Origin of the sequence: Glaciecola sp. 33A (assembly GCF_002836745.1) — a bacterium.
In the GTDB taxonomy this organism is placed as follows: domain Bacteria; phylum Pseudomonadota; class Gammaproteobacteria; order Enterobacterales; family Alteromonadaceae; genus Glaciecola.
In genome coordinates this window covers 184,207-208,880 of sequence record NZ_PJAR01000040.1, presented here as the reverse complement: position 1 = coordinate 208,880, position 24,674 = coordinate 184,207, and the positions used below count along the sequence as shown (strand labels likewise).

Here is a 24,674-nt window from a genome sequence, read left to right as displayed (position 1 = left end):
AAAATATTGCGACAAAAGAATCTTCTATGACTGCTCATTTAATAGACGGCAAAAAAATTGCCAAACACGTTAGAGATAATGTACATGCCTATGTTGATACGCTAAAAGAAGCGGATCGCAGAATGCCCGGCTTAGCCGTCATTCTGGTGGGCATCAACGAAGCATCCAAAGTGTATGTGAGCAATAAAACCAAAGCTTGTGAAGAAGTCGGTTTCGTTTCTAAATCATTTAGCCTGCCAGCTGATATCTCTGAGGAAGAGCTACTCGCTCTAATTGATGAACTAAATGTTGATGGCACAATCGATGGAATATTAGTGCAGTTGCCCCTACCTGCTGGTTTACATGCAGAAAAAGTACTAGAGCGCATTCACCCGCACAAAGACGTTGATGGTTTTCATCCATACAATATTGGCCGTTTAGCACAGCGCATGCCAGCCCTTAGGCCCTGCACCCCCAAAGGTATCATGACTATGATTGAAGCAACAAAGCGACCAGTGAAAGGGTTAGATGCAGTCATTGTTGGCGCATCCAATATTGTTGGCCGTCCTATGGGCTTGGAACTTTTGCTCGCTGGTTGCACCGTAACAACATGCCATAAATTTACTAAACGGCTAAAAGAACATGTAATGCGCGCTGATTTGCTGGTGGTCGCAGTAGGTAAGCCACATTTTATCCCTGGTGAATGGATTAAAGAAGGCGCCATCGTTATTGATGTGGGTATCAATCGATTAGAAAACGGCAAATTAACCGGTGATGTTGATTTTGAAGTCGCTAAAGAGCGTGCTGACTGGATCACACCTGTACCCGGCGGCGTTGGGCCCATGACAGTGGCTAGCTTAATTGAAAATACGCTTGAGGCTTACGTTAAGTTCCACAGCCATACTGCGAAACATTTACCGTTGAGTGAAAAGTAACATGACGACTGACGCCGCAGTTGAACAAACATTACTTTGGGTTGATAAAGTCATTATTGGTGAAAACTTTTGTCCCTTTGCACGCAGGGAACGCGAAAATGGTCGCATTCGCGCTATTTCGACTGAAGAAACCGACAACGCATTAATATTGCAGACTTTATTGGATGAAATGCAGCTGTTGGAAAACAATAGCGACATCGAAACAACGTTACTTATCATCGCCCAAGGCAGCAAAGATTTCTTCGATTATTTGGATTTAGTCGACCTCGCTAATCGACTTTTAAGACAAGAGCAATATGAAGGCGTTTTTCAGCTAGCTACATTTCACCCCGACTATATATTTGCCGATGCACCGATCGATGCGACGAGTCATTACACTAACCGCTCTCCTTTTCCAATGTTGCATATTATTCGCGAAGAAAGCTTGGAGGCCGCATTGGAAAACTTCCCAAACCCTGAAAACATTCCGGTTCGCAACGTAAAACATGCAGAACAATTAGGTAAAGCATTTTTTCAAAAATTACTTATCCCGCATGACCTACTCAAATAACAATGTGGGTGAGAAAAGCATAAATACCTTTGAATTTCGTTCGATAGGTGTTATTTCAACTCCATTTAAACAGAAGTTTGGTATACCTCGACAATCTCAAGCGATAAGTGTAGCGACGGGCACAATCCAATTTTCCCCTGATATAAACCCAACTAACGCATGCCGAGGCTTAGACGCGTTTTCACACTTGTGGATAAGCTTTATTTTTCATGGAAATAGACAAGGCATTTGGAAAGATACTGTTCGCCCTCCACGTTTAGGCGGTAATGAGAAAGTGGGTGTTTTTGCAACTAGAAGCACCTTTCGACCCAATCCTATCGGTTTGTCTGTAGTCAAAAACGGTGGCCTTAATGAGCACAACAATCTGGTAGTAGAGGGGATTGATTTACTTGATCAAACGCCTATTATCGATATTAAACCGTATGTGCATTATGCAGACAGTGTTAATCATGCGATTTCTGGATTTGCTGAGTTTGCTCCCAAACAAAAGATGCACGTTGAGTATTCAAAACTTGCCTCTTTACAACTTAATACCTTAGCCTCTGCGTATCCTGAGTTGCAAGCACTGCTAAACAACATCCTAGAACAAGATCCTCGCCCAGCATACAAAAGCGCGACTAAGGACGACAAAATATATTCCGTACTGCTGCATAATTTCGATATAAAATGGCAGGTACGCGACACAATAAACTATGTTCTCGATATTGAAATTCACTGACGGTTACTGAACTGACTCGTTCAACAGCATAACTTAACCCGCAAAAGAGAAAAATTGAAATAAATAAACGGTTTATGCATTTTATCCTTTGTTGCCACTCTGACCACTGCTAAACTTGCCTATTAAATTTATTTTAGCCTCTGACATCGTTAGACGAACTTCAAGGTCACCGAAACACCATGCGCACCTCACAATATTTACTTGCTACTCAAAAAGAAACACCAGCTGAAGCTGAAGTCATTAGTCACCAACTTATGCTGCGCGCAGGAATGGTTCGCAAACTTGCATCAGGCTTATATACGTGGCTACCGACTGGATTAAGAGTGCTAAATAAAGTCGCTGCCATTGTGAGAGACGAAATGAATAAAGCCGGTGCTATCGAAATATCGATGCCCGTAGTCCAGCCCGGTGATTTATGGGTGGAGTCTGGTCGTTGGGACGACTATGGTCCTGAATTATTGCGCATAAAAGACCGTCACAATAGAGATTTCGTGCTTGGCCCTACGCACGAAGAAGTGGTTACTAGTTTGGTCAAAAACGACATTAGCAGCTACAAACAGTTACCGTTAAATTTGTATCAAATTCAAACTAAATTTCGCGACGAAGTACGCCCTAGATTCGGCATTATGCGCAGCAGGGAGTTCATTATGAAAGATGCATATTCTTTTCATATTGACGCCCAAAGTTTAGATCAAACTTACCAGCAAATGCATCAAGCATACTGCAATATTTTTGAACGAATTGGCTTATCTTATCGTCCGGTCATTGCCGATTCAGGTTCAATCGGCGGCGCTGTTTCACATGAATTTCATGTGCTCGCCGACTCTGGTGAAGATGATATAGCTTACAGCGACGCCTCTGACTACGCAGCTAACGTCGAATTAGCCGAAGCAATAGCATTAGGCGAGGCCAAAGAAGGTTGTGCACATCTCACCCTTGTTGACACACCTGATGCAAAAACCATTCAAGCGATCGCAACCCTACTTGAGTGCGACGTAAAACAAACTGTCAAAACGTTAATTGTAAAAGCGGACGAAAAATCTGAGCACGAATTTGTCGCTCTAGTGTTGCGCGGCGATCACAACTTAAATACAGTTAAAGCCGAAAAATTAGCCCTTGTAGCATCTCCACTGCAAATGGCGAACGAAGCCACCGTAAAAGCAAAACTAGGCTGTGGTTTTGGTTCTTTGGGCCCCGTTGAACTCTCAATACCGGTGATTGTTGACCGTAGTGCAGAAACAGTCGCGGATTTCATCTGCGGTGCTAATACAGAAGCGCAGCATTTCACTGGTGCAAATTGGCAAAGAGATGTGAAGACCTACGCAGTTGCGGATATTCGTGACGTTGTAGTTGGTGACCCGTCACCCGATGGCAAAGGCACGTTAACCATTACCAAAGGCATTGAAGTTGGACATATCTTTCAGCTCGGTGATAAATATTCTAAAGCCATGAATTGCGGTGTGCTGACCGAAACGGGCAAGCATGATTTACTGCAAATGGGCTGTTATGGTATCGGCATTACGCGTATTGTAGCTGCAGCCATTGAGCAACATAATGATAAGTTTGGGATTATTTGGCCCCAGAGCATTGCTCCTTTTAGTGTCGTGATCATTCCAATGAATATGCATAAATCTGCGCTCGTCAAAGAAGTCGCAGAAAAACTCTATAAAGACTTATGTGACGCCGGCATCGACGTATTATTTGATGACAGAAAAGAGCGTCCAGGTGTTATGTTTAATGATATGGAATTAATTGGCATACCTTACAGCGTTGTAATTGGCGAGCGTAATCTAGATAATCAACAAATTGAAATAAAGAATAGACAATCAGGTGAAAAAACCTTGTTAGAGGTTGATAACCTTCTTGAGTACATCAAAAATTTAGGCTAAAGCACTTATGAAGATCACTTTTTGTGGAGTTCGCGGCTCTACACCAACACCCGGCGCCGAATTCGTGCGCTACGGTGGTAACACCGCATGTGTGCATGTCGAGCTTGATGATGGCACCGACATTGTGTTAGATGCGGGCACCGGCATACGTGAACTTGGCAAAAGGTTAGCTGCTAAAAAAACACCAGTGTATATCTTGTTGAGCCATAACCACTGGGATCATATTCAGGGGTTTCCTTTTTTCATTCCTATTTATCAACCTAATCGCCAAATACTGATTACTCCGGGTTTAACTGACTTAAAGGAACCCGAAGCGGTTCTAGATCAAATGACAGGTTCGTATTTTCCGGTGCACAAAAATGATCTCGCTGCTTCGATACAAGTGATACCTCGTCCTGTGCAAGAAAATGACGATAAATGGTACATAAGCAATGGCCTAGTGAGTAGGTTAAAAATGAACCATCCCGGCGGAGGTAGTTGCTATACCATTAAAGAAAATGGTCATAAAATTGCTTACATCACTGACAATGAACTCTATCCTCCCTATCGTAAACAAACTGACTTTTTAGATTTCGTTATGTTTGCAAAAGGGGCTGATATTTTAATCCATGACGCTCAATATTTAGTGTCTGATATGCCCGCAAAATCAGGTTGGGGACACAGTGTCGCCGAAGAAGCAGTAAAACTAGCAATGGCTTGTGAAGTCAAACAGCTCGCGCTTTATAGCCACGACCCAGAGCGCACTGATGATGACATCGACGAAATAATTGCGCATTGCAAAATGATAATAGAAGTAGGTGAAATGGATCTGATCTGTTTTGGCGCTCGTGAAGGTCAAATAGTCGAATTTTAAACGCTTACAGTGTATCATCTGCATAAATAATACCGCACACAGGAATCGGTTTGAAAACAGTCAATGCATGCCTCCTCGCTTTTTGGGCTCTTGCGCTCGTTTATTCAAGCTCAGCATCCGCCCAAGATCATCCAACACAAGCACAAGAAGAAACGCCACCCGCGCAGAAGACAGCGCCCCCAGGGCAAGCAACACCGCCACCGATTGTAGAATCAGCCTTAATTAAATCGGTTAAGAAAGTGGTTGAAGAAGCTAATGATGATATTCGAACAACTCAATCAATCTTAGATAAACGCGAAAAAAGTGTTAAAGAGTCTAACGTAAATCCATTCTCTATTTCGCAATATCGACAAAATTATCTACTACCTATTACCCATGTGAAATCGCCTAATCCGATCAGTGTTAATGGTCTAACTGATGAGAATATTGACAACTTTGAGGCGAAGTATCAGATAAGTGTGAACATGCCCTTGCTCTTGATGGATGATGATGCAAGTGGCGTTTTCTTTGGTATGACGCTGGTATCATTTTGGCAAGTATTCAACGATGAAACATCAAAACCGTTTCGAGAAAACAACTACGAACCTGAAGTATATTATCAATGGCAAACTGACTGGGATTTGTTCGGCTATCGATTTAATCAATTTAACGTTGGTTTAAATCATCAATCAAATGGGCAAAGCGGTTTAAAATCTAGAAGTTGGAATCGCATTTACGCAACAGCCATTTTTAGTGATGTTAATTCACTTTATTACTTAAAAACCTGGTATCGATTGCCTGAAGACCAAAAAACATTTGAGCTGGATCCAACTGGCGATGACAATCCAGATATTAGCGACTTTATCGGCCGCACCGAGTTTGGATTCGGCTTTAACATGGGTAAATTGAATTTACTCGCAAAGGTAAGTAATAACCTGTCGTTCAATAAAAACCGCGGCAGTATAGAACTTAACCTGACCTACCCTATCAACGATAGATATGATTGGCTGCTGCAATACTTTAACGGCTATGGTGACTCATTGATCGATTACAACAGACACCAACAGCGAATTGGCTTCGGCATTCAATTGAAATTATTTTAGTTAACTAATCTCCATCGCGTTACAAAGACAATTAAATTACTTATGAAATATATAAACAGTGTTGATACCGTCAATCCACAACAACCCAAGACCGAGTTTAAACGCTGGGCCGGACATGGCTTAGTGAGCATAGGCTTGGTAAACCCCAAGTCGGCTGCAAATGTCGCTTCTATTCTGCGTGCTTGCGGGTGCTATGGTGCCAGTGCTGTTTTCTACACAGGACAGCGATTTGGCTACGCTAAAGACTTTAATGCTGACACTAAACGGATGCGACATATTATTCCTACCATCGGTGTTGATGACCTATTAACCATCGCTCCAAAGGGTGCTAGCAAAGTGGTTATTGAGTTGGTCGAGGGCGCTATTCCACTTCCCGAATTTGTGCATCCGGTAAGTGCATTTTATATCTTTGGACCCGAAGACGCGTCGGTGCCTGAACACATCGTTGCTGCCTGCGATCATGTTGTTTATATTCCTACTCGCAACAGCATGAACTTAGCAGCCACAGCTAACGTGGTGTTATATGACCGTATGGCTAAAAGTGACTACGCCGCAAGTAATGAACTAATTAAAAACAGTCGTGATAACAACAATGGCTTAGCTTTATAGAACCCAATATATTCACACTGTTTGGTCACTAATGTTGATGGCGGATATACTGGCACTGCATCTTGGACACGATCACTGATTAAATTCAGTACCCAAAAAATTGAAGAGTAAAATAGTCTAACAGGAGGTACACTGGTATTTCGGACTTAGCTGACCAATGCAAAGGGAGTCTACTGAGCCGTATTTATATCCGCAAGGTCAAGGACGTTGGCAGGATGATTTTCAAGTTTTATAAGTCGTAAGGACAGTCAATGCGAAACATATCGAATCTATTGATCAGTTTAGCTTTAGTTATCTCTTTTTCTTTTGCCGCAGTTGCAAAAGAGGAGTACTCATCTTCTCAAATAAAAAAATATAAGAATGGCATCTTTGAAGTTGTGACGTTAAAGCTCGAAGATAATACAGTTTACAAAGAAGAATTTCCGCACAAGCTTATCCCATTTCATTTGAGAAATGATAAATACCACAGTTTAGGGACCGCATTTCTGCTCCAAGACAACACCTTTGTATCAGCCGCTCATGTATTCAATATCGGTTACAAGTCTCAGCTATCCGACAATTTCGCTGTGCGTGACAGTAAAGGCAATATTTTCAAAATCACCAATGTTGAAAAGTATTCAAACTACCGCGACCTAATTCAGTTTTCAGTTGCTGGGGATACCTCTGCATATCATGAGTTTAAGATAGCTGACGCTTATGAAGAAGGCGATGTGATATATGCCGCGGGCAATGCACATGGCGAAGGCGTCATATTTAGAAAAGGCACCCTAACCTCTTTTACTTATGAACCTATTGACGGCGAATGGAAAAACATTCGCTTTTCAGCTGCAGCATCACCCGGAAACAGCGGTGGTCCCTTGCTCAACCTCGCCGGTGAAGTTGTTGGTATCGTGACCATGAAGTCCAGCAGTGAAAATTTAAATTATGCTTTTCCGATCAAAGAGTTCATGGCATTTTCATCTGAGCGAGCTGAATTTTTCGAAAGCCAGATGGGTGAAGTTGAATCCACTAAAACATTGATATACTCATGGAATTTCCAAGCCGACCTCCCCGCAGACATAATGGCTTTAAGAAAAATCGCCGAAAAAAGTTTCTACGACAGATTCGAATCAGGCAGGACAGCGTTTGTTGCAAAGTATGCAACCGATATTTTTCCTAAGCACGAAAATATTCAAAAATATTTGATGAATCAATCTAATAGCGAAAACTTTTCAATTATTGATATCAATGGTAATGGTGAATGGCTTCTTTTCGAGCCTGGTGAACAAAAAGAAGTCAAAATTGATAATAAACAATCCATGTGGTTTTCATCAAGTGACAAAATGATAGGAGGCTATCAATTCTTCATGGAGAAACCAGCCGACATTGGTTTACAAGCATTCATTAAAAATAAGAAAAACATTTTAGATACCTTTCTGACATCAATAAAATGGAATATGACGATTGCGGCTACTCCAGTCTACATTATGTCCTATGGTGAGCCAGTTTATGAAGATAATTATACAGATAATTATGGTAGGCTCTGGCAAGTCGCTGCTTGGCATGATCAATATACTGACCGGGGCATAATGATTTATTGTTTACCAATGCCTCAAGGCATTGTTTGTGACTTTATTTCAGCCCCGACAAGTTCGCTAGAGATGCAAAAAAAGAATTATAGAGTAAATCTTCACAGAATAATGCTTTCGTATACGGCAAAATTAGGCGAGTGGAAAGAATTTCTGCAATTACCAAAAGAAATGATCCCGACATTTTTACAAGATGCAAAATTAGAGGTATCCGAGGATAGGGTGGAATTTGATGTTGGTGCATTTTCAGGCACCATGAAGAAGATGAAGTTATCTGAAGACAGTAACTTTTACGTTGCTGTTGAAATTTCACCTGAGAATACAGATAAACTAGTCGTCGGTTACATAAGCTTCAGACCAAACATATATGAAGATGGGGTTTATTCAATATCCAAACTATATGATCTAAAAAATAATGCCTCTGACAGCTATAGCGACTTTTGGCAAAAATTTACCACAGGCACTTCACCTTATAACTTCGAACTCATCAACGAAGGTAAAACTATTAATAAGTACATGAATTTAGGTGCCAACGATAAGAGCCCAAAATTAGTCGGTAAAAAGAATGATGATCGGGGTTATCTGGCAACCTGTACATTGCAATCTGAAGTTGAATTAGCTGAGTTTACGAGTGCGTGTGACGCTTTTATTAATGGCCTTCATTAGTATACAGCTAGGCGCAACGTGCTTAGTCACCCGACTGCAATTCTTAACAGAATATTTGAATAATAAGGCTTGTACGGATTAACCCAGAGGGCACGTCTTCAGCATTAGATTCAAGAGATTGGCTCACTTAAATGCATCGACATGATATTTCTGATCGGTTGTTGCCTTGTCTAGTTCTTTGAATACGTTTACAAGGACGTCATGATGAGGAGACGCTTTACTAATCGCATAGTGAGTAGGGATCGCGAGTAATAACTCAGTGATTGCATTAGTCAGAATAAGTAACTCAAGTTGGCTTTTTTCATTTTCAATATAATATTTAAATGGAGCCGCATATGACAATAAATAGCCAGTTCTTTTGTTCGCAAATAGTCGGACAGCATCTTCCGCATTTGCTACATCTACAAATTCAAACCCTTGTTGGCTTAGACTATCTCGGAATCCATTGTAATCATACCCTCTAATCGAAGCGATTTTATTGTTACCATTCCTGTTGTCAGAATTAGCGTAGAAATTTAAAATAAGAGCGTCAAATGGAATAGTTGTGAACGTCACTTTATCTTGAATTGCCAAAGTAGACTTAATATTGAGTGATAGGTCAACGGTCCCACTTGACAATGAACGGTATATTCTGGCTGGAGCTGCACAAGACGTCTTTATTTTTATATTATATGGCTCTAGTAATTGTCTAGTGAGATCAAAACCGCTTCCAACGCATTGCCCAGTGTTTGGATCAATGCTGCTATAAGGCTTAAACTCACTCACACCAACGTTTATTGTTAACGCGTCTTCGGCATAAAGCGACTTAGTGGAAAGTAGCATTAGTATTACCAATATAATATTTTTCGCCAAATTTTTCTCCGTCAAAGTAATGTATTTATATGCACATTAGTTTAAAGACAACGTTGTTAATAGTATCAGTTCACGCGGCTATGTAAGCTGTGTAAGCTATGTAAGCTGTGTAAGCTGTGTAAGCTGTGTAAGCTGTGTAAGCTGTGTAAGCTATGTAAGCTATGTAAGCTATGTAAGCTATGTAAAGTGTATCAATAACATTATTAAACGTCTAATTTACATCCTTCTTTTAACCCTAGCATCTTAAAGGCGCTGGCAATTTTACTATTTGTATAATTCGTCCATCCATAGTAAATAAAATAGTCACTGAATCGCCGACAATCAAATCCATGTCGACTCTCTGCATGTCTTTCAGCATATCCAGTCGTTCGTCACTAATTTGGACTAACTGGTTTTGGCAAGTTGCTAATGTCCATCCGTCATTGTTTACTCTTAACTGCGCCACCTAAAGCAACAGCAGCAACTAACCTAGGTATACCTATTAAACGTCCAATTGCACTATTGATTGAAAAGGCATTGAAGCCTACTGACGAATTTAAATGAAGAGATGTGTGGATAACTTGGTTTTTAGCGCCGGTAATAGCAGAATGGTCATGGCTATTTACTGTGGTATTACTTTTTAATGTCGGCATAAGAACTCTCCCGTTTGCAATGACATTTATACGCTGTCATTGAACTAACGCGAGAGAATTCGAAAAAGGGTTAAGTGAGGTGAGGTTAAGGGAGGTTAAACGCGCTTAAATAAACTCAATTACTATTAGAAATAATCTATTCCCATTCAATAGTGGCTGGTGGTTTACCCGAAATATCGTACACAACCCTAGAAATACCATCGACTTCATTAATAATACGGTTCGACACCTTACCTAGAAAATCATAAGGCAGATGAGCCCAATGGGCTGTCATGAAATCAATTGTCTCAACAGCTCTTAATGACACAACCCAATCATATTTGCGCATGTCACCCATGACACCAACCGATTTTACCGGCAGAAAAACAGTAAATGCCTGACTCACTTTTTGATATAAGTCAGCTGAATGCAATTCTTCAATAAAAATAGCATCCGCTCGGCGCAATAAGTCGCAATACTCTTTTTTGACTTCGCCTAGTATCCGCACGCCTAAACCTGGCCCTGGAAAGGGATGCCTAAATAACATATCGTAAGGTAAACCCAACTCTAAGCCTATTTTACGAACTTCATCTTTGAACAATTCACGTAGCGGTTCAACTAAGCCCATTTTCATGTCGGCAGGCAAACCACCCACGTTATGATGCGATTTAATTACGTGCGCTTTACCTGTGGCAGAGCCTGCAGATTCAATCACGTCAGGATAAATAGTGCCCTGACCTAACCAAAGTGCATTGTCTAGCTTATGTGATTGTTCATCAAATACTTTAACAAATTCGCCACCAATCACTTTACGCTTAGCTTCGGGCTCTGCAACACCAGCAAGTGCATCTAAGAAGCGAGCTTCAGCGTCGACTTTAATAATATTGAGTCCGAACTTGTCACCAAACATATCCATGACTTGCTCGCCTTCGTGGAGTCTAAGCAAGCCGTTGTCTACAAATACACAGGTGAGATTTTTGCCAATTGCACGATGCAATAACATTGCAGTTACTGATGAATCGACGCCGCCCGACAAGCCTAAAATGACTTCGTCGTCGCCAACTTTCTCTTTAATACGTTCAATTGCATCTTCAATAATAGAGGCTGGCGTCCACAAAGCGTGGAGTTTACAAATATCAAAAGCAAACCTTTTGAGTAATTCTAAGCCTTGTTTCGTGTGGGTAACTTCAGGGTGAAACTGTACACCGTAAAATTGCTTGTTTAAGTTAACCATTGCTGCATGCGGACAACTGGGTGTTTGCGCAATAGTTGTAAAGCTGTCTGGTATTTTACTTACTTTGTCACCATGACTCATCCAAACATCTAATAAGGCATTACCGTTGTGGTTTGTCTCATCCATGATGCCATCAAAAATTGTTGCCCCTGACAACACTTCAACCTGCGCATAGCCAAATTCCCGCACATCTGAACCTAGTACCTTGCCACCAAGCTGATGCGCCATGGTTTGCATTCCATAGCAAATACCCAATACCGGCACCCCTGCATTGAAAACATATTGCGGTGCACGTGGCGATCCCATTTCAGTCACAGACTCTGGACCGCCTGATAAAATAATACCGTCTGGTTCAAAGTTACGTATTTGGTCTTCTGTCACATCCCATGCCCAAAGCTCACAATAAACGCCGATTTCGCGGATACGTCTTGCGATCAATTGAGTGTATTGAGATCCGAAATCAAGGATAAGGATTTTTTGACTATGTATGTTTGCAGACATTGTTTTACCTAAATATAAAAATGAAAAAGGGCTGATATATCTCGATCAACGACCGACACCAGCCCTTTGAAAACGTCGTTGGTTTATCCTAAACGGTAATTTGGAGCTTCTTTTGTAATACTCACATCATGTACATGGGATTCGCCCATACCAGCGGCAGTCACTTTCACAAATTGTGGTTTAGTACGTAGCTCTTCTATGTTTGCACAACCGGTTAATCCCATTGCTGAACGCAACCCCCCGAGTTGTTGGTGAATAATGGTAGAAATAGGTCCTTTGTAGGCAACGCGTCCTTCAATTCCCTCTGGAACCAATTTTTCAGCGTTACTACCATCTTGGAAATAACGGTCGGATGAACCATGACTTTGATTCATCGCACCAATCGAACCCATTCCACGGTAAGACTTATAGTAGCGACCCTGATACAGCTCAACTTCACCCGGAGCCTCTTCAGTGCCGGCGAGCATGCTGCCAACCATAACTGAGCTAGCCCCAGCAGCAATTGCTTTTGCAATGTCACCTGAATAACGAATACCGCCATCAGCTATAACAGGGATGCCTGTGCCTTTGAGAGCTTCGACCGCGTCTGATACTGCCGTGATCTGTGGAACACCACAACCAGTGACAATCCGAGTAGTACAAATTGAACCTGGGCCTATGCCAACTTTTACCGCATCGACACCCGCATCTGCGAGGGCTTTTGCGCCCTCGCCTGTGGCAACGTTACCCGCAATTATTTGAATATTAGGATAGTCAGCACGCACTTTCTTCACGCGATCAATAACACCCTGCGAATGACCATGTGAGGTATCGATAACCAATACATCAACGCCTGCTTCAACTAATAATTTAATCCGTTCGTCAGTACCAGGACCGACACTCACAGCCGCACCTACTCGCAAGCGACCTTTGGCGTCTTTACATGCGTTAGGTTTACTTTTGGCTTTTTGGAAATCTTTAACGGTGATTAAACCGGTTAACTTAAATGCGTCATCGACAACCAGAATTTTTTCAATTCTATGCTCATGCATTAAGTCCATAACAAGATCGGGGTTAGCATCCTCCTTTACCGTCACTAGTTTTTCTTTTGGCGTCATCACTTTGCTGATAGGTTCATCGAGGCGATTTTCAAAACGTAAATCGCGGCCCGTAACCAAACCAATTAAGTTATTTTCTCCATCAACAACCGGAAAACCGGAGTAACCGAGTCGTTTACTCAAGGCTTTGGTATCACCGATAGTTGCATCTTTACTGACCGTGACAGGGTCAGAAACAACCCCACTTTCATACTTCTTCACTTGCAGAACATGAGCAGCCTGACATTCAGCCGTCATGTTTTTATGAATAAAGCCAATTCCACCTTCTTGTGCCAAAGCAATCGCCAGACGTGCTTCGGTGACGGTATCCATGGCAGCAGAAATGAGTGGCATATTCAGCGTCACACCTCGCGTTAAGCGGGTTTTTAAGTCGACAGTATGGGGCAAAACGGTCGAATGACCGGGGACGAGCAAAACGTCATCGAAAGTTAACGCTTCTTTACTAATTCGTAACATGCAAACAACACCTTAGGTCAGTGGCTAATTGCGGTGCAATTGTAGTGTTTTTTTGTATTTAGGTAAACTATAATTCGCATACAAATGAATAAAAAAGTGAATTATGTTTTCTACCCCACCAAAACAGCCCAGTATTATCTCTGTAACTCGATTAAATCGTCTTGCTAGACAGGTCTTAGAATCAGAAATAGGCCAAGTGTGGGTGTCTGGTGAATTATCAAATTTTGTGGCTGCGTCCTCTGGTCATTGGTATTTCACATTAAAAGACAGTAAAGCGCAAATTAAGACAGCGATGTTCAAAGGCGCAAATAGAGGTGTTAAATTCTCACCAAAGGCCGGTGACAAGGTAGTTATTCGCGGTAGCTTGAGTTTATACGAGGCTAGAGGTGACTATCAGCTAATTGGCGAGCATATGGAACCGGAAGGACTCGGACAATTAAAACAAGCCTATGAAGCGCTAAAAGCCAAACTGTCGGCAGAGGGTTTATTTGCCATGGAGGCCAAACAGGCATTGCCCATCAGTGTCAGGCGTTTAGGAGTGGTCACCTCACCCACAGGCGCAGCGATACATGACATATTGAATGTATTGAAACGCCGGAACCCTAGCATTGAAGTGGTTATCTACCCAAGCTTAGTGCAAGGTGCCACAGCTGCCAAAAGTATTGCAGAGCAAATTAACATTGCTAATATACGGGATGAAGTTGATATACTCATTGTAGGCCGCGGGGGCGGTTCGTTAGAAGACCTGTGGGCGTTCAATGAAGAAATAGTAGCATATGCTATATCGAAATCGAGATTACCTATTGTGTCAGCTGTTGGTCACGAAGTAGATGTCACCATTGCTGATTATGTTGCAGATATGCGAGCGCCAACACCATCTGCCGCTGCTGAGTTAGTTAGCACCGATAAAAGTCAGTTAGAAAGGCATATTCAACAGCAGCAACATCGTTTGTCGCAAGTGTTTCAGCAGCATTTAAAACGCATTGAATACAAATTACATTTAATAGAGTCGCGACTTTCAAATGTGCACCCAGCCGTTCAAATTAGACAAGCTAATCAGCATACTGATAACCTAACAATGCGTTTGTCACAAGCAATCAATGCAAAACTGAATGACGCGCAAGGCAAAATCACTAACGCAACCTTGCGCTTGCAACACGCATCGCCAATCAATACGATTAAAGATAAAAAACAACAATTACAAAAAGTCAGCGAAAAACTTAACTCAATACAACAACGGCACCTTTCTGATAAACGCTATCAATTGCAACGTATAGCCGACATTCTAAATTCAGTCAGTCCACTGTCTACGTTGTCACGAGGTTATAGCATTGCATTCAAAAACAATAAGGTGGTGCGTTCTGTCAGCCAACTGGAAAAAGGCGATGTGATTGAAACACGTATAAGCGATGGTAGTGTTATTGCAAAAATTCAAGAAATCACGCAAAAACAGCAATAACTGCAACGACATTTACGACACCAGATGTCTATTCAGGCATCTGATTTACCTACACTTTATTTTCTTTTTATCTATGAAATTATCTGTTAACCTCTCCCAGTAAACAGCCCGAGAGACATGAATAATCTTATTCATGTCAGTAAAATACTTAGGCAGTCAACATACACCAAACGTATTAAATATAATAATAAGGGATACAAATGCCGAGTATGCCAGAGGTTCTTGCCGAACGATTCAATGACCAGAAAGTGCGTGAACAGGCCGCCTTCATCAAAAAACGTTTCGCATTGTTGTCATTTCTTGATATTTGTTTTTATTGCTTGGTGCTTTGTTTGCTGCTGGTGTCCCCGGCAAATGCGGCAGACTCGATAGATGTTGACAGTTCAGAACAGAACACGCGTATAGCCAACGGCACTGACATCAGTATATATGCTGCCCACGTTACCGAAGAACTGCAGGCTTGGTGTCAAACCAAGTCGACTAAAATTTGTGATCTAAACGTTTTATCGCAAACTGATTTAGTGACATCATTGCATGCAGCTGATACTTCAGGGGACGTTATTAAGTCATTAGAAGGCACTGAATACCAGCTATTGGTCGGTAGTACGAAAATAATAGATAGTGTAGGGAACACGTTAGTTGAAGAATTACTGCTAGAGATTTCTGCGCAATGGCGAGGGATCACCCTAGACGATATCCAATTAACGGTGGTTTTAGATAAAAACATAGGCGACACAAAGCAACGTATGGCCAAAGCAAGTAAAAAGCTATTCAGCCAGTGGATTAAAAGCGCGTCGGATAAGCAACTATTTAGTGCTGAATATCTATATCAATTTTTAGGTGCCAGCGATTATAAAAATGAACTTAAGGTACCTAATCAAATTGGTGATTTTTCGTTATCGCGTCAACATCTTTTCAACGACCCAATGAAGGGCATGCTATCGCGTTACATTCACAATGACTTTGAACTTGCGGTGTTTGATGTCTATGTTTATCCATTGAAAACTAACGACTCCGCAGAGAGTCAGAGTCAGAATGAATTGAAACTTGAACAGCAAGATATTCGTGCAATAAGCCAAGCATTAGGCAAAGACGCGCTTGTAATGTCAGATATCTACGAATTAAAAAATATTACCGGCTTACGAGACACGCAAGTGTTTGCATTTGAAGCACAACTGAAAACCGATTCAGATCCCCTTTATGCGACTCAATATTTGTACGTTAAGAGTGACAAGGTAGTTAAATTCAGTATTAATGCCCCAGCCCGAATTACAAATAATTTAATTGCCGACGCTATTAATGCAATCATAGTACCTGCAGAGTCTTCACTGATGAAGCAAGTACGTCAAACTGATGTTGGACAACGTAGTTCAAAGCACACATCTATTGCACCTTGACTTAGTTTTTATTCGGATAGTAAATTATTAATATAATTAGCCTTTGAATACGACTTATCGTAGTCGGTTTTGAGTATGCGACTGTTTATCTCATTAATGTAACTTGGCGTTTTTTGTAGTTTTGACTAGGACTCCCACTTGAAATAATACCTCAATAGAAGTAGGCAATAATCCAGCTAAATATTGTCTTTTATATTCCTTCTCGATATTCAGACAGCAATATACCATCGTCCTCCTTCCTAACAACAAAAATCGTAAGAAATACTGGATCTTATAGGTCTAATTAGATTATTGTATGGGACTTTTCGAAATGGTCAATCAGCGTAAAATAGAAACTTGGAGCATAGCGAAACCATGAGCTTATTTTGGATAACAGCAATCTTATTGATTGGTGTGTTAATACCGCTACTGACCGAAAGGTTAGGACGTACGGTCAATACTATTTTTACCATGTTGGCCCCGGCAATTGCGCTCGCTTACATCATCAGTTTGATGCCGGCAGTCTTCGCCGGCGAGGTTGTTACTGAATATCTAGAGTGGATACCTTCCATCGGACTCACTTTATCAATGCGACTTGATGGTCTTGCATTAATGTTTGCTCTATTAATTCTAGGTATAGGCTTACTTATCATCTTGTACGCAAGATATTATCTATCTGAAAAAGAAGCGGTTGGACGATTTTTCTCCTACTTAATTCTATTCATGACAGCAATGCTATCCATCGTGCTATCAAATAACGTACTTCAGATGTGGATGGCATGGGAAGTTACCAGCATCAGCTCGTTTTTATTAATTAGCTTCTGGTCGTCAAAATCTGAATCGCGTAAGGGAGCGCGAATGGCGCTTACGGTAACAGGGGCTGGTGGATTGGCGTTACTTGCTGGCTTGCTGCTGGTGTCAGACATAGTTGGTAGCTACGAGTTAAGTGTCATACTCGCGAGTGGTGATTTAATCAGAGAGCATGCGCTTTATCCCGTCGCACTTATCTTGATATTACTTGGTGCTTTCACTAAATCGGCTCAATTTCCGTTTCACTTTTGGTTACCTCACGCCATGGCCGCACCTACGCCCGTTAGCGCCTATTTACATTCCGCCACGATGGTTAAAGCGGGTATTTTCTTACTAGCGCGGATGTATCCGGTGTTATCGGGCACTGAAATGTGGTTTTTAATTGTAAGTATGACAGGTCTGATAACTCTGTTATTAGGCGCTTACATAGCTCTGTTTAAACATGATCTGAAAGGTTTACTGGCTTATTCCACCATAAGTCACCTTGGTCTGATTACCTTACTTTTAGGGCTTGATACGAAACTGGCAGCCGTGGCTGCTCTATTTCATATTATGAATCATGCTATTTTTAAAGCATCACTATTTATGGCAGCGGGTATTATTGACCATGAATCCGGCACCAGGGACATGCGTAAACTGGGTGGTCTTTGGCACTTTATGCCCTACACCGCAACACTTGCCATGGTTGCCGCTGCATCAATGGCGGGTGTGCCGCTACTTAACGGATTTTTATCTAAAGAAATGTTCCTCGCCGAAACGTTGCATTCATCGGCCTTAGGCTTTATTTCTTGGATGATCCCGGTATTGGCGACGCTTGCCGCTATTTTTGCCGTTGCCTATTCGTTGCGTTTTATCCACGACGTATTCTTTAATGGTGAACCCAAAGATTTAGTGAAAACACCTCATGAGCCACCACGCTACATGAAGGTTCCTATCGAAATATTAGTGGCATTATGCTTATTGATCGGAATATTCCCAAACTTTATGATTGGCGGTTTACTTGAGGCCGCCGCATCTTCTGTACTGATGAGTGAACTTCCCTACTACAGCTTATCGATTTGGCATGGATTTAACTTACCGTTATTAATGAGCGTCATCGCCATTGGTGGCGGGTTATTGGTGTATGCGTATCGACGTCATTTATATCGTTTCCAAGCACAATTCAAAGAATCAGACGAAAAACTTATTTTTGAAGGCGCGATACAACGACTGGTAGCCTCGGCAACCAGCGCACACGATGGCTTAAATAATGGGTCTTTGCAGCGGTACATTGCTGCGCTGCTGTTGTTGACTATTGCGATTACCGCAATTCCCCTGATTAACCTTGATACAGCCGCGACGCATTCCCCTGACCAAGCAGTCAGTGGTGTTGAAATCACGGCAGCCATCATTTTATGTTTAAGCGCCATCGCTACTGTCATTTTTCATCGTAAACGTATGGTCGCTCTTATTACTATTTCGGTGGTAGGACTTATTGTGTCGATCGCGTTTGCTCGCTTTTCTGCACCGGATCTAGCCTTAACACAACTGTCTGTAGAGGTTGTAACCGTTATTTTATTGATGTTAGCGCTGTATTTTTTACCGCAGAAAACACCGTCTGAATCGTCACCTGCACGAGTCGTAAGAGATGTTGGTATCGCCGCAGCGTTGGGCGGTTTGGTGGCGACTATTAATTATGCATTCATCACTCAGCCTTTAGACAGTATCTCTGAATTTTTCTTGGCCAACAGTAAAACGGGCGGTGGTGGTACTAATGCCGTCAACGTAATTCTGGTGGATTTTAGAGGGCTAGATACGCTCGGTGAAATTCTTGTCTTAGGCATTGCAGCGCTGGGTATTTTTAACTTGCTTGCACGTGTCCGTCTCGCCATGCCATCTGCTAATGAGCATGGTCTTGCGTGGTCAAAAGACCGCCACCCACCTATTTTAGCCATAATATCTCAAAGCTTGTTACCCCTTGCGCTTTTAGTTTCTTTTTACATATTTCTGCGCGGCCATAATATGCCCGGGGGAGGTTTCATTGCTGGTTTAATAACAGCTGTGGCACTAATTCAGCAATATATTGCGCATGGTGTTGATTGGGTTAAGCCTCGCTTAAAAGTCGACTATCAAATTCTAATCGCCTTGGGTATATTAATTGCAACCCTAACAGGCATCGGTAGTTGGTTCTTCGATCGTCCATTTATGACAACTTGGTTTGACTATTTTGATATCCCGTTGATTGGCGAAATAGAGCTGGCGAGTGCCCTGATATTCGATTTAGGCGTTTATTTGACGGTGATAGGTGCCACCTTACTTATATTAGCGAGTTTAGGTAAGCTTACTTCTTCTCACCGCCCAACTTCGGAGGAATAATGGAAACTTTATACGTAATTTGTGTGGGTGTATTGACATTTTGTGGTGTCTTTCTGTGTTTACGTGGACGCACCTTTTCTGTCGTGGTTGGCTTAACCATGCTTTCATACGCGGTTAATTTATTTTTGTTTTCAAGTGGTAGGCTAAATCTTAAAGATGCCGCCATTTTAGGTATGTCTGATTCATATGCAGACCCGCTTCCGCAAGCGCTGACATTAACGGCTATCGTCATTGGCTTTGCAATGATTGCATTTGTGGTTATTTTGGCCATGCGCGCTCGCGCTGACCTTGGCAATGACTTTGTCGATGGTAGAGAAGCCCCTGATAGCGATAAATTTATAAAACCAAACAAGGACAAAATATGACGGTTCATTTGGCAATCCTTCCTATTTTAATCCCCCTGGTTGGTGGTTTGTTGATGTTGCTGCCGCCATTCGCGGGTGTTGAGAGGTATCAATATAGGCGCGTTGCCGCGTTATGTTTGATGTTGGCACAAATAGGCTGCTCAATCATTCTGATGCTAATGGTGGTTCAAAACGGTGCCATTATGTATGCGGTCGGCGACTGGCAGCCGCCTTTTGGCATCATTTTATATGCAGACCAACTGTCCGCTATGCTTGTTGCCTTAACTAGCTTTTTAGGCCTCGGCGTTACCTTGTATTCCTTTGCCGGCAGCGACCGCGAGGGTAAATACTTTCATCCGCTAGTTCAGTTCCAGTTACTGGGTATATATGGTGCATTTTTAACCAACGATTTATTTAATCTTTTTGTGTTTTTTGAAGTTTTACTTATCGCATCCTACACCCTACTTATTCACGGCGGAGGTAAGCAAAAAACGGCTGCAAACGTGCACTACGTTATCTTAAACTTGATAGGCTCTAGTTTATTTTTGTTTGCACTGGGCACGCTTTATGGAATTACTGGCACGCTAAATATTGCTGACATGTCTCAGCGCGTTGCACAATTATCCGAAAGTAATCAGCTTATTGCTCAGGCGGGTGGTTCTTTGCTATTGATCGTATTTGGTTTAAAAGCAGCAATGTTACCCCTTCATTTTTGGCTGCCTCGAACGTATGCAGCTGCTAGTGCGCCAGTCGCGGCGCTTTTTGCCATTATGACGAAGGTGGGCGTATACTGCATATTTCGTGTTTATACCGTCATCTTTGGCGAGCAGGCCGGTGAATTAGCCAATATGATCCAGCCATGGGTTTGGCCGCTTGCCATACTCACCGTAATTGCAGGCACAGTGGGCGCACTTGCGAGCCAAAACCTACGAACTCTGGCGGGTAATCTCGTGATTGTATCTGTGGGCACACTATTGATTGCCTTTGCATTAAGAACGCCAGAGGCAACGGCTGCGGGCTTGCTTTATCTTATTCACAGCACACTAGTCACAGCCGCTTTGTTTTTAATAGCTGACATGTTGGGCCAGCAACGTGGCAAAGCTTTAGATTACTTTGTCGTTGCACGCAAGACAAAGCAGCAGGCATTATTAGGTGTTTTATTTGTTGTTGCAGCGATGGCTGTGGCCGGGTTACCGCCTTTTTCAGGTTTTTTAGCTAAACTTGTGATTTTACAAGCTGTCACTGGTACAGAGCAGAAAATATGGGTTTGGTCAGTTATTTTGATATCTAGTCTAATCACCATTATTGCATTATCCAGAGCAGGCACAACGCTGTTTTGGCGATGCACGCCTAGTCGCGATGCCTCTGAAACACCAAGCGTTTCTAAATGGCAGATGTGTGCAACATTTTTGTTGCTAGGCGCCTCACCTTTACTCGCTATTTTTGGTGCTAGCATTATAGACTATACTAATAATGCAGCTGCCCAGCTACACGATATTCCGTACTTAATTGAGGTAATGAATTTAGAGGGCGATATACAATGAGCATACTTTCACGCGCGTTCGCACGTTTATTACCGATGCCCCTGCATAGCCTATTTCTGTTGATTGTGTGGCTTATGCTCAACTCGACAACCAGTCTGGGTCACATTTTACTTGGTACTTTGCTTGCAATTGTTATCCCCGTTTTGTGTGCCCCCTTAAGAATACCCCAACCAAGAATCAAGCGGCCGTTTAAAGTCGTGAGTTATGTTTTTTTAGTATTAAAAGACATCGTTGTTGCCAATTTTGAGGTGGCTATCTTAGTTGTAGGGCCGATGCGCAGGATTAAACCCGGTTTAGTTGCAGTACCGATTGACCTAGTCGATATTTTACCCATCACCGTGCTCGTGAGTACGGTAACCATGACACCCGGTACGGTGGGTGCTGATATATCAAAAGACAAAAAGTGGCTATATGTGCACGTACTAGACATGCCTGACAACGAGCAAGAAGTCATCGATTTAATAAAACAGCGCTATGAATCACGTGTTAAGGAGATTTTTGGATGTTAGATGTTGCTGTAGTTTTGGTCGCAGTTATGCTGTGTATCGCGCTCATACTTAACCTATGGCGTCTTATCGTTGGACCTCATGTAGTTGACAGGATCTTGGCGCTCGACACCATGTATATCAACAGTATTGCACTCATTTTACTGTACGGCATTTACAACCAAACGCCCTTGTATTTCGAAGCAGCGTTGCTAATCGCCATGCTCGGATTTGTTAGTAGCGTCGCTTTCGGCAAATACTTATTGCGCGGCGATATCATCGAATAGGAGAAAGTATGAGTTTCACCGTTGAACTAATTATATCTGTGTTCCTAATTTTAGGCGGCCTTTTTGTGCTTGTGGGTTCCATAGGACTCATACGACTGCAAGACTTTTACGTGCGCTTACATGCGCCGACCAAAGCGACAACCGTAGGTCTGGGCTGTATTCTTATAGCTTCAATTGTGTACATGTATCACATGCAAGGATACGTTAGCATTAACGAGTTGTTAATCACGCTGTTTTTAGTGATCACAGCCCCCGTAACGGCGCATATTCTAGCCAAGGTAGCAATGCATCACCGCGTTAAGGTCATGCAGCGTACCCGTAATCAACATCTTATTGAGACGGCGCGTATGCAGTTACCGCCTGAAAATGATAATAAAAAACAAGATCAGGATGATTAGATCTGCAGTTTGCAGTTTATGCTGACTACGTGCACAACGGCTGCAACGTTAAAAATGTTCCGCTAGCAAATAATTGAGTAAAGCTCACGTGCAGGAGGACCACTTTGGTTTTATCACCAATAAAGCGAAAGTATCATCTAGGCATATGTATATTCACAACAGAAGAAGAATCCTATGAATACAACTAAACGCTTACTTTTAGCCTCAATCGTTATTGCACTTTGCGCGGGTTGCTCGCCAAACAATGCGAGTTCAACTGCTACCATAAAAGCAGTATACACTGTAGATGACGCAAAGGCGTTCTTGCAAAAAGTAGATACCGATATTACTCGCTTAAATAAACCGGCGGCGCATGCTGCATGGGCTTATGCAACCAATATTAATTATGACAATGCGCAAGTAGATGCTTATCTAGGCGAGCAATTATCGGTGATGTGGGCTAACTATGCAGTTGAAGCTGCAAAGTTCAATGATGTCAACGTAGATGCTGATACACGTCGAAAACTCAATTTATTAAAATCAGGATTGGAAATTGCTCCTCCTAGCGACCCAGCAAAAGCCGAGCGTTTGGCAACAATTGGTTCCAACTTAGCGGGTATGTATGGCGCGGGTAAATACTGTCGTACTGAAAGTGAATGCTTTTCGTTGGTTGAAATGAGTGCAGAAATGGCTGTAAGTCGTGACCCAGCGCTAATGCTAGAGTTTTGGGAAGGATGGCGAAAAGTTTCTGTACCGATGAAAGAAATCTTTATTGAACAAGTTAGTATCGCAAACGAAGGCGCAAAAGAGCTTGGTTATGCCAACACATCAGAATTGTGGCGCACTAAGTATGATATGCCCGCTCAGGAGTTTCCAAAAGAGCTGGACCGACTTTGGGGGCAAATCCAACCCTTCTATGAATCATTGCATTGTCACGTAAGAGCAGAGTTATCTGATTACTATGGCGAAGATATTGTGCCATTAGATAAACCAATTCCAGCTCACTTACTGGGTAACATGTGGGCACAAAGTTGGGGTAATATTTACGACATTGTGAAACCCCAACAAGAAATGAATGTTCCTGATGTGACCAAAGCATTAGCAGAGCAAGATTATGATGAGATTAAAATGGTCAAACAAGCTGAAAACTTCTTTTCATCTTTAGGTTTTGATCCACTTCCTGACACATTCTACGAGCGTTCAATGTTTCAAAAACCGCAAGACCGGGAAGTTCAATGTCATGCATCCGCTTGGAATGTAGATGAAAAGGACGACTTGCGAATTAAAATGTGCATCCAAAAAACGGGCGAAGAGTTTAATGTTATTCATCACGAATTGGGTCATAACTATTATCAACGAGCATATAAAGACCAGCCAATGCTCTATAGAGGCTCGGCTAACAGCGGCTTTCATGAGGCCATTGGCGACACCATCGCGCTTTCGATAACGCCAACTTATTTACAACAAATCGGTTTAATAGATCAAATACCGGATGAATCAAATGATATTGGTATGCTATTAAAAGTAGCACTGGATAAAATTGCATTTATTCCCTTCGGTTTACTGGTTGATCAGTGGCGCTGGCAAGTACTCGCCGGTGACATTACACCAGAACAATACAACACACTATGGTGGCAGCTACGAGAAAAATATCAGGGTGTTGCAGCCCCAGTTGCACGGTCAATTGATGCCTTTGACCCGGGAGCGAAATATCATGTTCCTGCAAACGTTTCATACACTCGCTATTTCCTCGCTCATATATTGCAATTTCAATTCCACAAAGCGTTGTGTGATATAGCCGGAAGTGAAGAGGCTCTGCATCGTTGTTCTATTTATGGAAGTAAAAAAGCCGGTGAGGCATTGAACAACATGTTAGAAATGGGAAAAAGTCGTCCTTGGCAGGAAGCAATGACCACATTAACAGGCTCGCCAAATATGGACGCGTCAACTATCCAAGCTTATTTTGCCCCACTAAAAGAATGGTTAGATAAGCAAAATGAAGAACGTAATTGCGGGTGGTAAAAAGCGGGTGGTAAA

The 24,674-nt window shown here is 42.2% G+C and carries 21 protein-coding genes; 17 read left to right on the top strand and 4 right to left on the bottom strand.

Features of this window, described 5'->3' with window-relative positions:
* The first annotated feature begins 26 nt into the window (after window positions 1-26).
* The 8 genes from folD (at window position 27) to CXF81_RS20505 (ending at window position 8,849) form a co-directional block, all read left to right on the top strand.
* The gene (folD, locus tag CXF81_RS11170; RefSeq protein ID WP_101181432.1) at window positions 27-914 is read left to right on the top strand and encodes a bifunctional methylenetetrahydrofolate dehydrogenase/methenyltetrahydrofolate cyclohydrolase FolD; all 888 of its coding nucleotides are present in this window, start codon (window positions 27-29) and stop codon (window positions 912-914) included.
* Window position 915: 1 nt separating this feature from the next.
* Window positions 916-1,464 carry a DUF1415 domain-containing protein gene (locus CXF81_RS11165; RefSeq protein ID WP_101181431.1) on the top strand — a complete coding sequence of 183 codons (549 nt, stop codon included), beginning with the start codon at window positions 916-918 and terminating at the stop codon, window positions 1,462-1,464.
* Window positions 1,448-2,182 (top strand): tRNA (N6-threonylcarbamoyladenosine(37)-N6)-methyltransferase TrmO, encoded by a 735-nt coding sequence (gene tsaA, locus CXF81_RS11160; protein ID WP_101181430.1) that lies wholly within the window; start codon window positions 1,448-1,450, stop codon window positions 2,180-2,182. Before CXF81_RS11165 ends, tsaA begins: the two co-directional genes overlap by 17 nt.
* Window positions 2,183-2,361: 179 nt before the next feature.
* Window positions 2,362-4,071 carry a proline--tRNA ligase gene (locus CXF81_RS11155; RefSeq protein WP_101181429.1) on the top strand — a complete coding sequence of 570 codons (1,710 nt, stop codon included), beginning with the start codon at window positions 2,362-2,364 and terminating at the stop codon, window positions 4,069-4,071.
* A 7-nt stretch (window positions 4,072-4,078) separates the two neighbouring features.
* Complete coding sequence (locus tag CXF81_RS11150) at window positions 4,079-4,924, top strand: MBL fold metallo-hydrolase (protein ID WP_101181428.1); 846 nt, start codon at window positions 4,079-4,081, stop codon at window positions 4,922-4,924.
* A gap of 50 nt (window positions 4,925-4,974) precedes the next feature.
* On the top strand, window positions 4,975-6,006 hold the full coding sequence (locus CXF81_RS11145; protein WP_101181427.1) for a phospholipase A: 1,032 nt from the start codon (window positions 4,975-4,977) through the stop codon (window positions 6,004-6,006).
* Window positions 6,007-6,048: 42 nt separating this feature from the next.
* Window positions 6,049-6,615, top strand: a complete 567-nt coding sequence (locus CXF81_RS11140) for an RNA methyltransferase (protein WP_101181426.1) — start codon at window positions 6,049-6,051, stop codon at window positions 6,613-6,615.
* A 251-nt stretch (window positions 6,616-6,866) separates the two neighbouring features.
* Window positions 6,867-8,849 carry a serine protease gene (locus CXF81_RS20505; protein ID WP_101181425.1) on the top strand — a complete coding sequence of 661 codons (1,983 nt, stop codon included), beginning with the start codon at window positions 6,867-6,869 and terminating at the stop codon, window positions 8,847-8,849.
* A 123-nt stretch (window positions 8,850-8,972) separates the two neighbouring features.
* On the opposite strand, the gene CXF81_RS11130 is transcribed toward CXF81_RS20505, so the two are convergent.
* The 4 genes from CXF81_RS11130 to guaB form a co-directional block, all read right to left on the bottom strand.
* The gene (locus CXF81_RS11130) at window positions 8,973-9,701 is read right to left on the bottom strand and encodes a transporter substrate-binding domain-containing protein (RefSeq protein ID WP_101181424.1); all 729 of its coding nucleotides are present in this window, start codon (window positions 9,699-9,701) and stop codon (window positions 8,973-8,975) included.
* A 419-nt stretch (window positions 9,702-10,120) separates the two neighbouring features.
* The gene (locus CXF81_RS11125) at window positions 10,121-10,333 is read right to left on the bottom strand and encodes a hypothetical protein (RefSeq protein WP_101181423.1); all 213 of its coding nucleotides are present in this window, start codon (window positions 10,331-10,333) and stop codon (window positions 10,121-10,123) included.
* 136 nt (window positions 10,334-10,469) lie between these two features.
* Window positions 10,470-12,047, bottom strand: coding sequence for a glutamine-hydrolyzing GMP synthase (gene guaA / locus CXF81_RS11120; RefSeq protein WP_101181422.1), 1,578 nt, complete (start codon window positions 12,045-12,047; stop codon window positions 10,470-10,472).
* A gap of 83 nt (window positions 12,048-12,130) precedes the next feature.
* Window positions 12,131-13,600 carry an IMP dehydrogenase gene (guaB, locus tag CXF81_RS11115; protein ID WP_101181421.1) on the bottom strand — a complete coding sequence of 490 codons (1,470 nt, stop codon included), beginning with the start codon at window positions 13,598-13,600 and terminating at the stop codon, window positions 12,131-12,133.
* Window positions 13,601-13,703: 103 nt separating this feature from the next.
* On the opposite strand from guaB, the gene xseA reads away from it, so the two are divergent.
* The 9 genes from xseA (at window position 13,704) to CXF81_RS11070 (ending at window position 24,659) form a co-directional block, all read left to right on the top strand.
* Window positions 13,704-15,059: an exodeoxyribonuclease VII large subunit gene (xseA, locus tag CXF81_RS11110; RefSeq protein WP_101181420.1), complete on the top strand. Its 1,356-nt coding sequence runs from the start codon at window positions 13,704-13,706 to the stop codon at window positions 15,057-15,059.
* A 200-nt stretch (window positions 15,060-15,259) separates the two neighbouring features.
* Window positions 15,260-16,456, top strand: a complete 1,197-nt coding sequence (locus CXF81_RS11105; RefSeq protein ID WP_101181419.1) for a hypothetical protein — start codon at window positions 15,260-15,262, stop codon at window positions 16,454-16,456.
* Between the two features lie 354 nt (window positions 16,457-16,810).
* Window positions 16,811-19,600 carry a monovalent cation/H+ antiporter subunit A gene (locus tag CXF81_RS11100; protein WP_101181418.1) on the top strand — a complete coding sequence of 930 codons (2,790 nt, stop codon included), beginning with the start codon at window positions 16,811-16,813 and terminating at the stop codon, window positions 19,598-19,600.
* Window positions 19,600-19,965, top strand: coding sequence for a Na+/H+ antiporter subunit C (locus CXF81_RS11095; RefSeq protein ID WP_101181417.1), 366 nt, complete (start codon window positions 19,600-19,602; stop codon window positions 19,963-19,965). The genes CXF81_RS11100 and CXF81_RS11095 overlap by 1 nt, the downstream gene beginning before the upstream one ends.
* Complete coding sequence (locus CXF81_RS11090) at window positions 19,962-21,488, top strand: monovalent cation/H+ antiporter subunit D (protein WP_101181416.1); 1,527 nt, start codon at window positions 19,962-19,964, stop codon at window positions 21,486-21,488. The genes CXF81_RS11095 and CXF81_RS11090 overlap by 4 nt, the downstream gene beginning before the upstream one ends.
* Window positions 21,485-21,997, top strand: coding sequence for a Na+/H+ antiporter subunit E (locus CXF81_RS11085; RefSeq protein WP_101181415.1), 513 nt, complete (start codon window positions 21,485-21,487; stop codon window positions 21,995-21,997). The genes CXF81_RS11090 and CXF81_RS11085 overlap by 4 nt, the downstream gene beginning before the upstream one ends.
* Entirely contained in the window at window positions 21,991-22,260 is a 270-nt protein-coding gene (locus CXF81_RS11080) for a K+/H+ antiporter subunit F (protein ID WP_101181414.1), read from the top strand. The genes CXF81_RS11085 and CXF81_RS11080 overlap by 7 nt, the downstream gene beginning before the upstream one ends.
* A gap of 8 nt (window positions 22,261-22,268) precedes the next feature.
* Window positions 22,269-22,658 (top strand): Na+/H+ antiporter subunit G, encoded by a 390-nt coding sequence (locus CXF81_RS11075; protein WP_101181413.1) that lies wholly within the window; start codon window positions 22,269-22,271, stop codon window positions 22,656-22,658.
* A gap of 174 nt (window positions 22,659-22,832) precedes the next feature.
* On the top strand, window positions 22,833-24,659 hold the full coding sequence (locus CXF81_RS11070) for a M2 family metallopeptidase (RefSeq protein ID WP_101181412.1): 1,827 nt from the start codon (window positions 22,833-22,835) through the stop codon (window positions 24,657-24,659).
* Window positions 24,660-24,674 lie beyond the last annotated feature (15 nt).

Excerpts from the sequence above, each read along its gene's own strand:
- folD (WP_101181432.1), top strand. The coding sequence starts at position 27 with ATGACTGCTCATTTAATAGACGGCAAAAAAATTGCCAAACACGTTAGA.
- CXF81_RS11165 (WP_101181431.1), top strand. The coding sequence starts at position 916 with ATGACGACTGACGCCGCAGTTGAACAAACATTACTTTGGGTTGATAAA.
- tsaA (WP_101181430.1), top strand. The coding sequence starts at position 1,448 with ATGACCTACTCAAATAACAATGTGGGTGAGAAAAGCATAAATACCTTT.
- CXF81_RS11155 (WP_101181429.1), top strand. The coding sequence starts at position 2,362 with ATGCGCACCTCACAATATTTACTTGCTACTCAAAAAGAAACACCAGCT.
- CXF81_RS11150 (WP_101181428.1), top strand. The coding sequence starts at position 4,079 with ATGAAGATCACTTTTTGTGGAGTTCGCGGCTCTACACCAACACCCGGC.
- CXF81_RS11140 (WP_101181426.1), top strand. The coding sequence starts at position 6,049 with ATGAAATATATAAACAGTGTTGATACCGTCAATCCACAACAACCCAAG.
- CXF81_RS20505 (WP_101181425.1), top strand. The coding sequence starts at position 6,867 with ATGCGAAACATATCGAATCTATTGATCAGTTTAGCTTTAGTTATCTCT.
- CXF81_RS11125 (WP_101181423.1), bottom strand. The coding sequence starts at position 10,333 with ATGCCGACATTAAAAAGTAATACCACAGTAAATAGCCATGACCATTCT.
- guaA (WP_101181422.1), bottom strand. The coding sequence starts at position 12,047 with ATGTCTGCAAACATACATAGTCAAAAAATCCTTATCCTTGATTTCGGA.
- guaB (WP_101181421.1), bottom strand. The coding sequence starts at position 13,600 with ATGTTACGAATTAGTAAAGAAGCGTTAACTTTCGATGACGTTTTGCTC.
- xseA (WP_101181420.1), top strand. The coding sequence starts at position 13,704 with ATGTTTTCTACCCCACCAAAACAGCCCAGTATTATCTCTGTAACTCGA.
- CXF81_RS11105 (WP_101181419.1), top strand. The coding sequence starts at position 15,260 with ATGCCGAGTATGCCAGAGGTTCTTGCCGAACGATTCAATGACCAGAAA.
- CXF81_RS11100 (WP_101181418.1), top strand. The coding sequence starts at position 16,811 with ATGAGCTTATTTTGGATAACAGCAATCTTATTGATTGGTGTGTTAATA.
- CXF81_RS11095 (WP_101181417.1), top strand. The coding sequence starts at position 19,600 with ATGGAAACTTTATACGTAATTTGTGTGGGTGTATTGACATTTTGTGGT.
- CXF81_RS11090 (WP_101181416.1), top strand. The coding sequence starts at position 19,962 with ATGACGGTTCATTTGGCAATCCTTCCTATTTTAATCCCCCTGGTTGGT.
- CXF81_RS11085 (WP_101181415.1), top strand. The coding sequence starts at position 21,485 with ATGAGCATACTTTCACGCGCGTTCGCACGTTTATTACCGATGCCCCTG.
- CXF81_RS11080 (WP_101181414.1), top strand. The coding sequence starts at position 21,991 with ATGTTAGATGTTGCTGTAGTTTTGGTCGCAGTTATGCTGTGTATCGCG.
- CXF81_RS11075 (WP_101181413.1), top strand. The coding sequence starts at position 22,269 with ATGAGTTTCACCGTTGAACTAATTATATCTGTGTTCCTAATTTTAGGC.
- CXF81_RS11070 (WP_101181412.1), top strand. The coding sequence starts at position 22,833 with ATGAATACAACTAAACGCTTACTTTTAGCCTCAATCGTTATTGCACTT.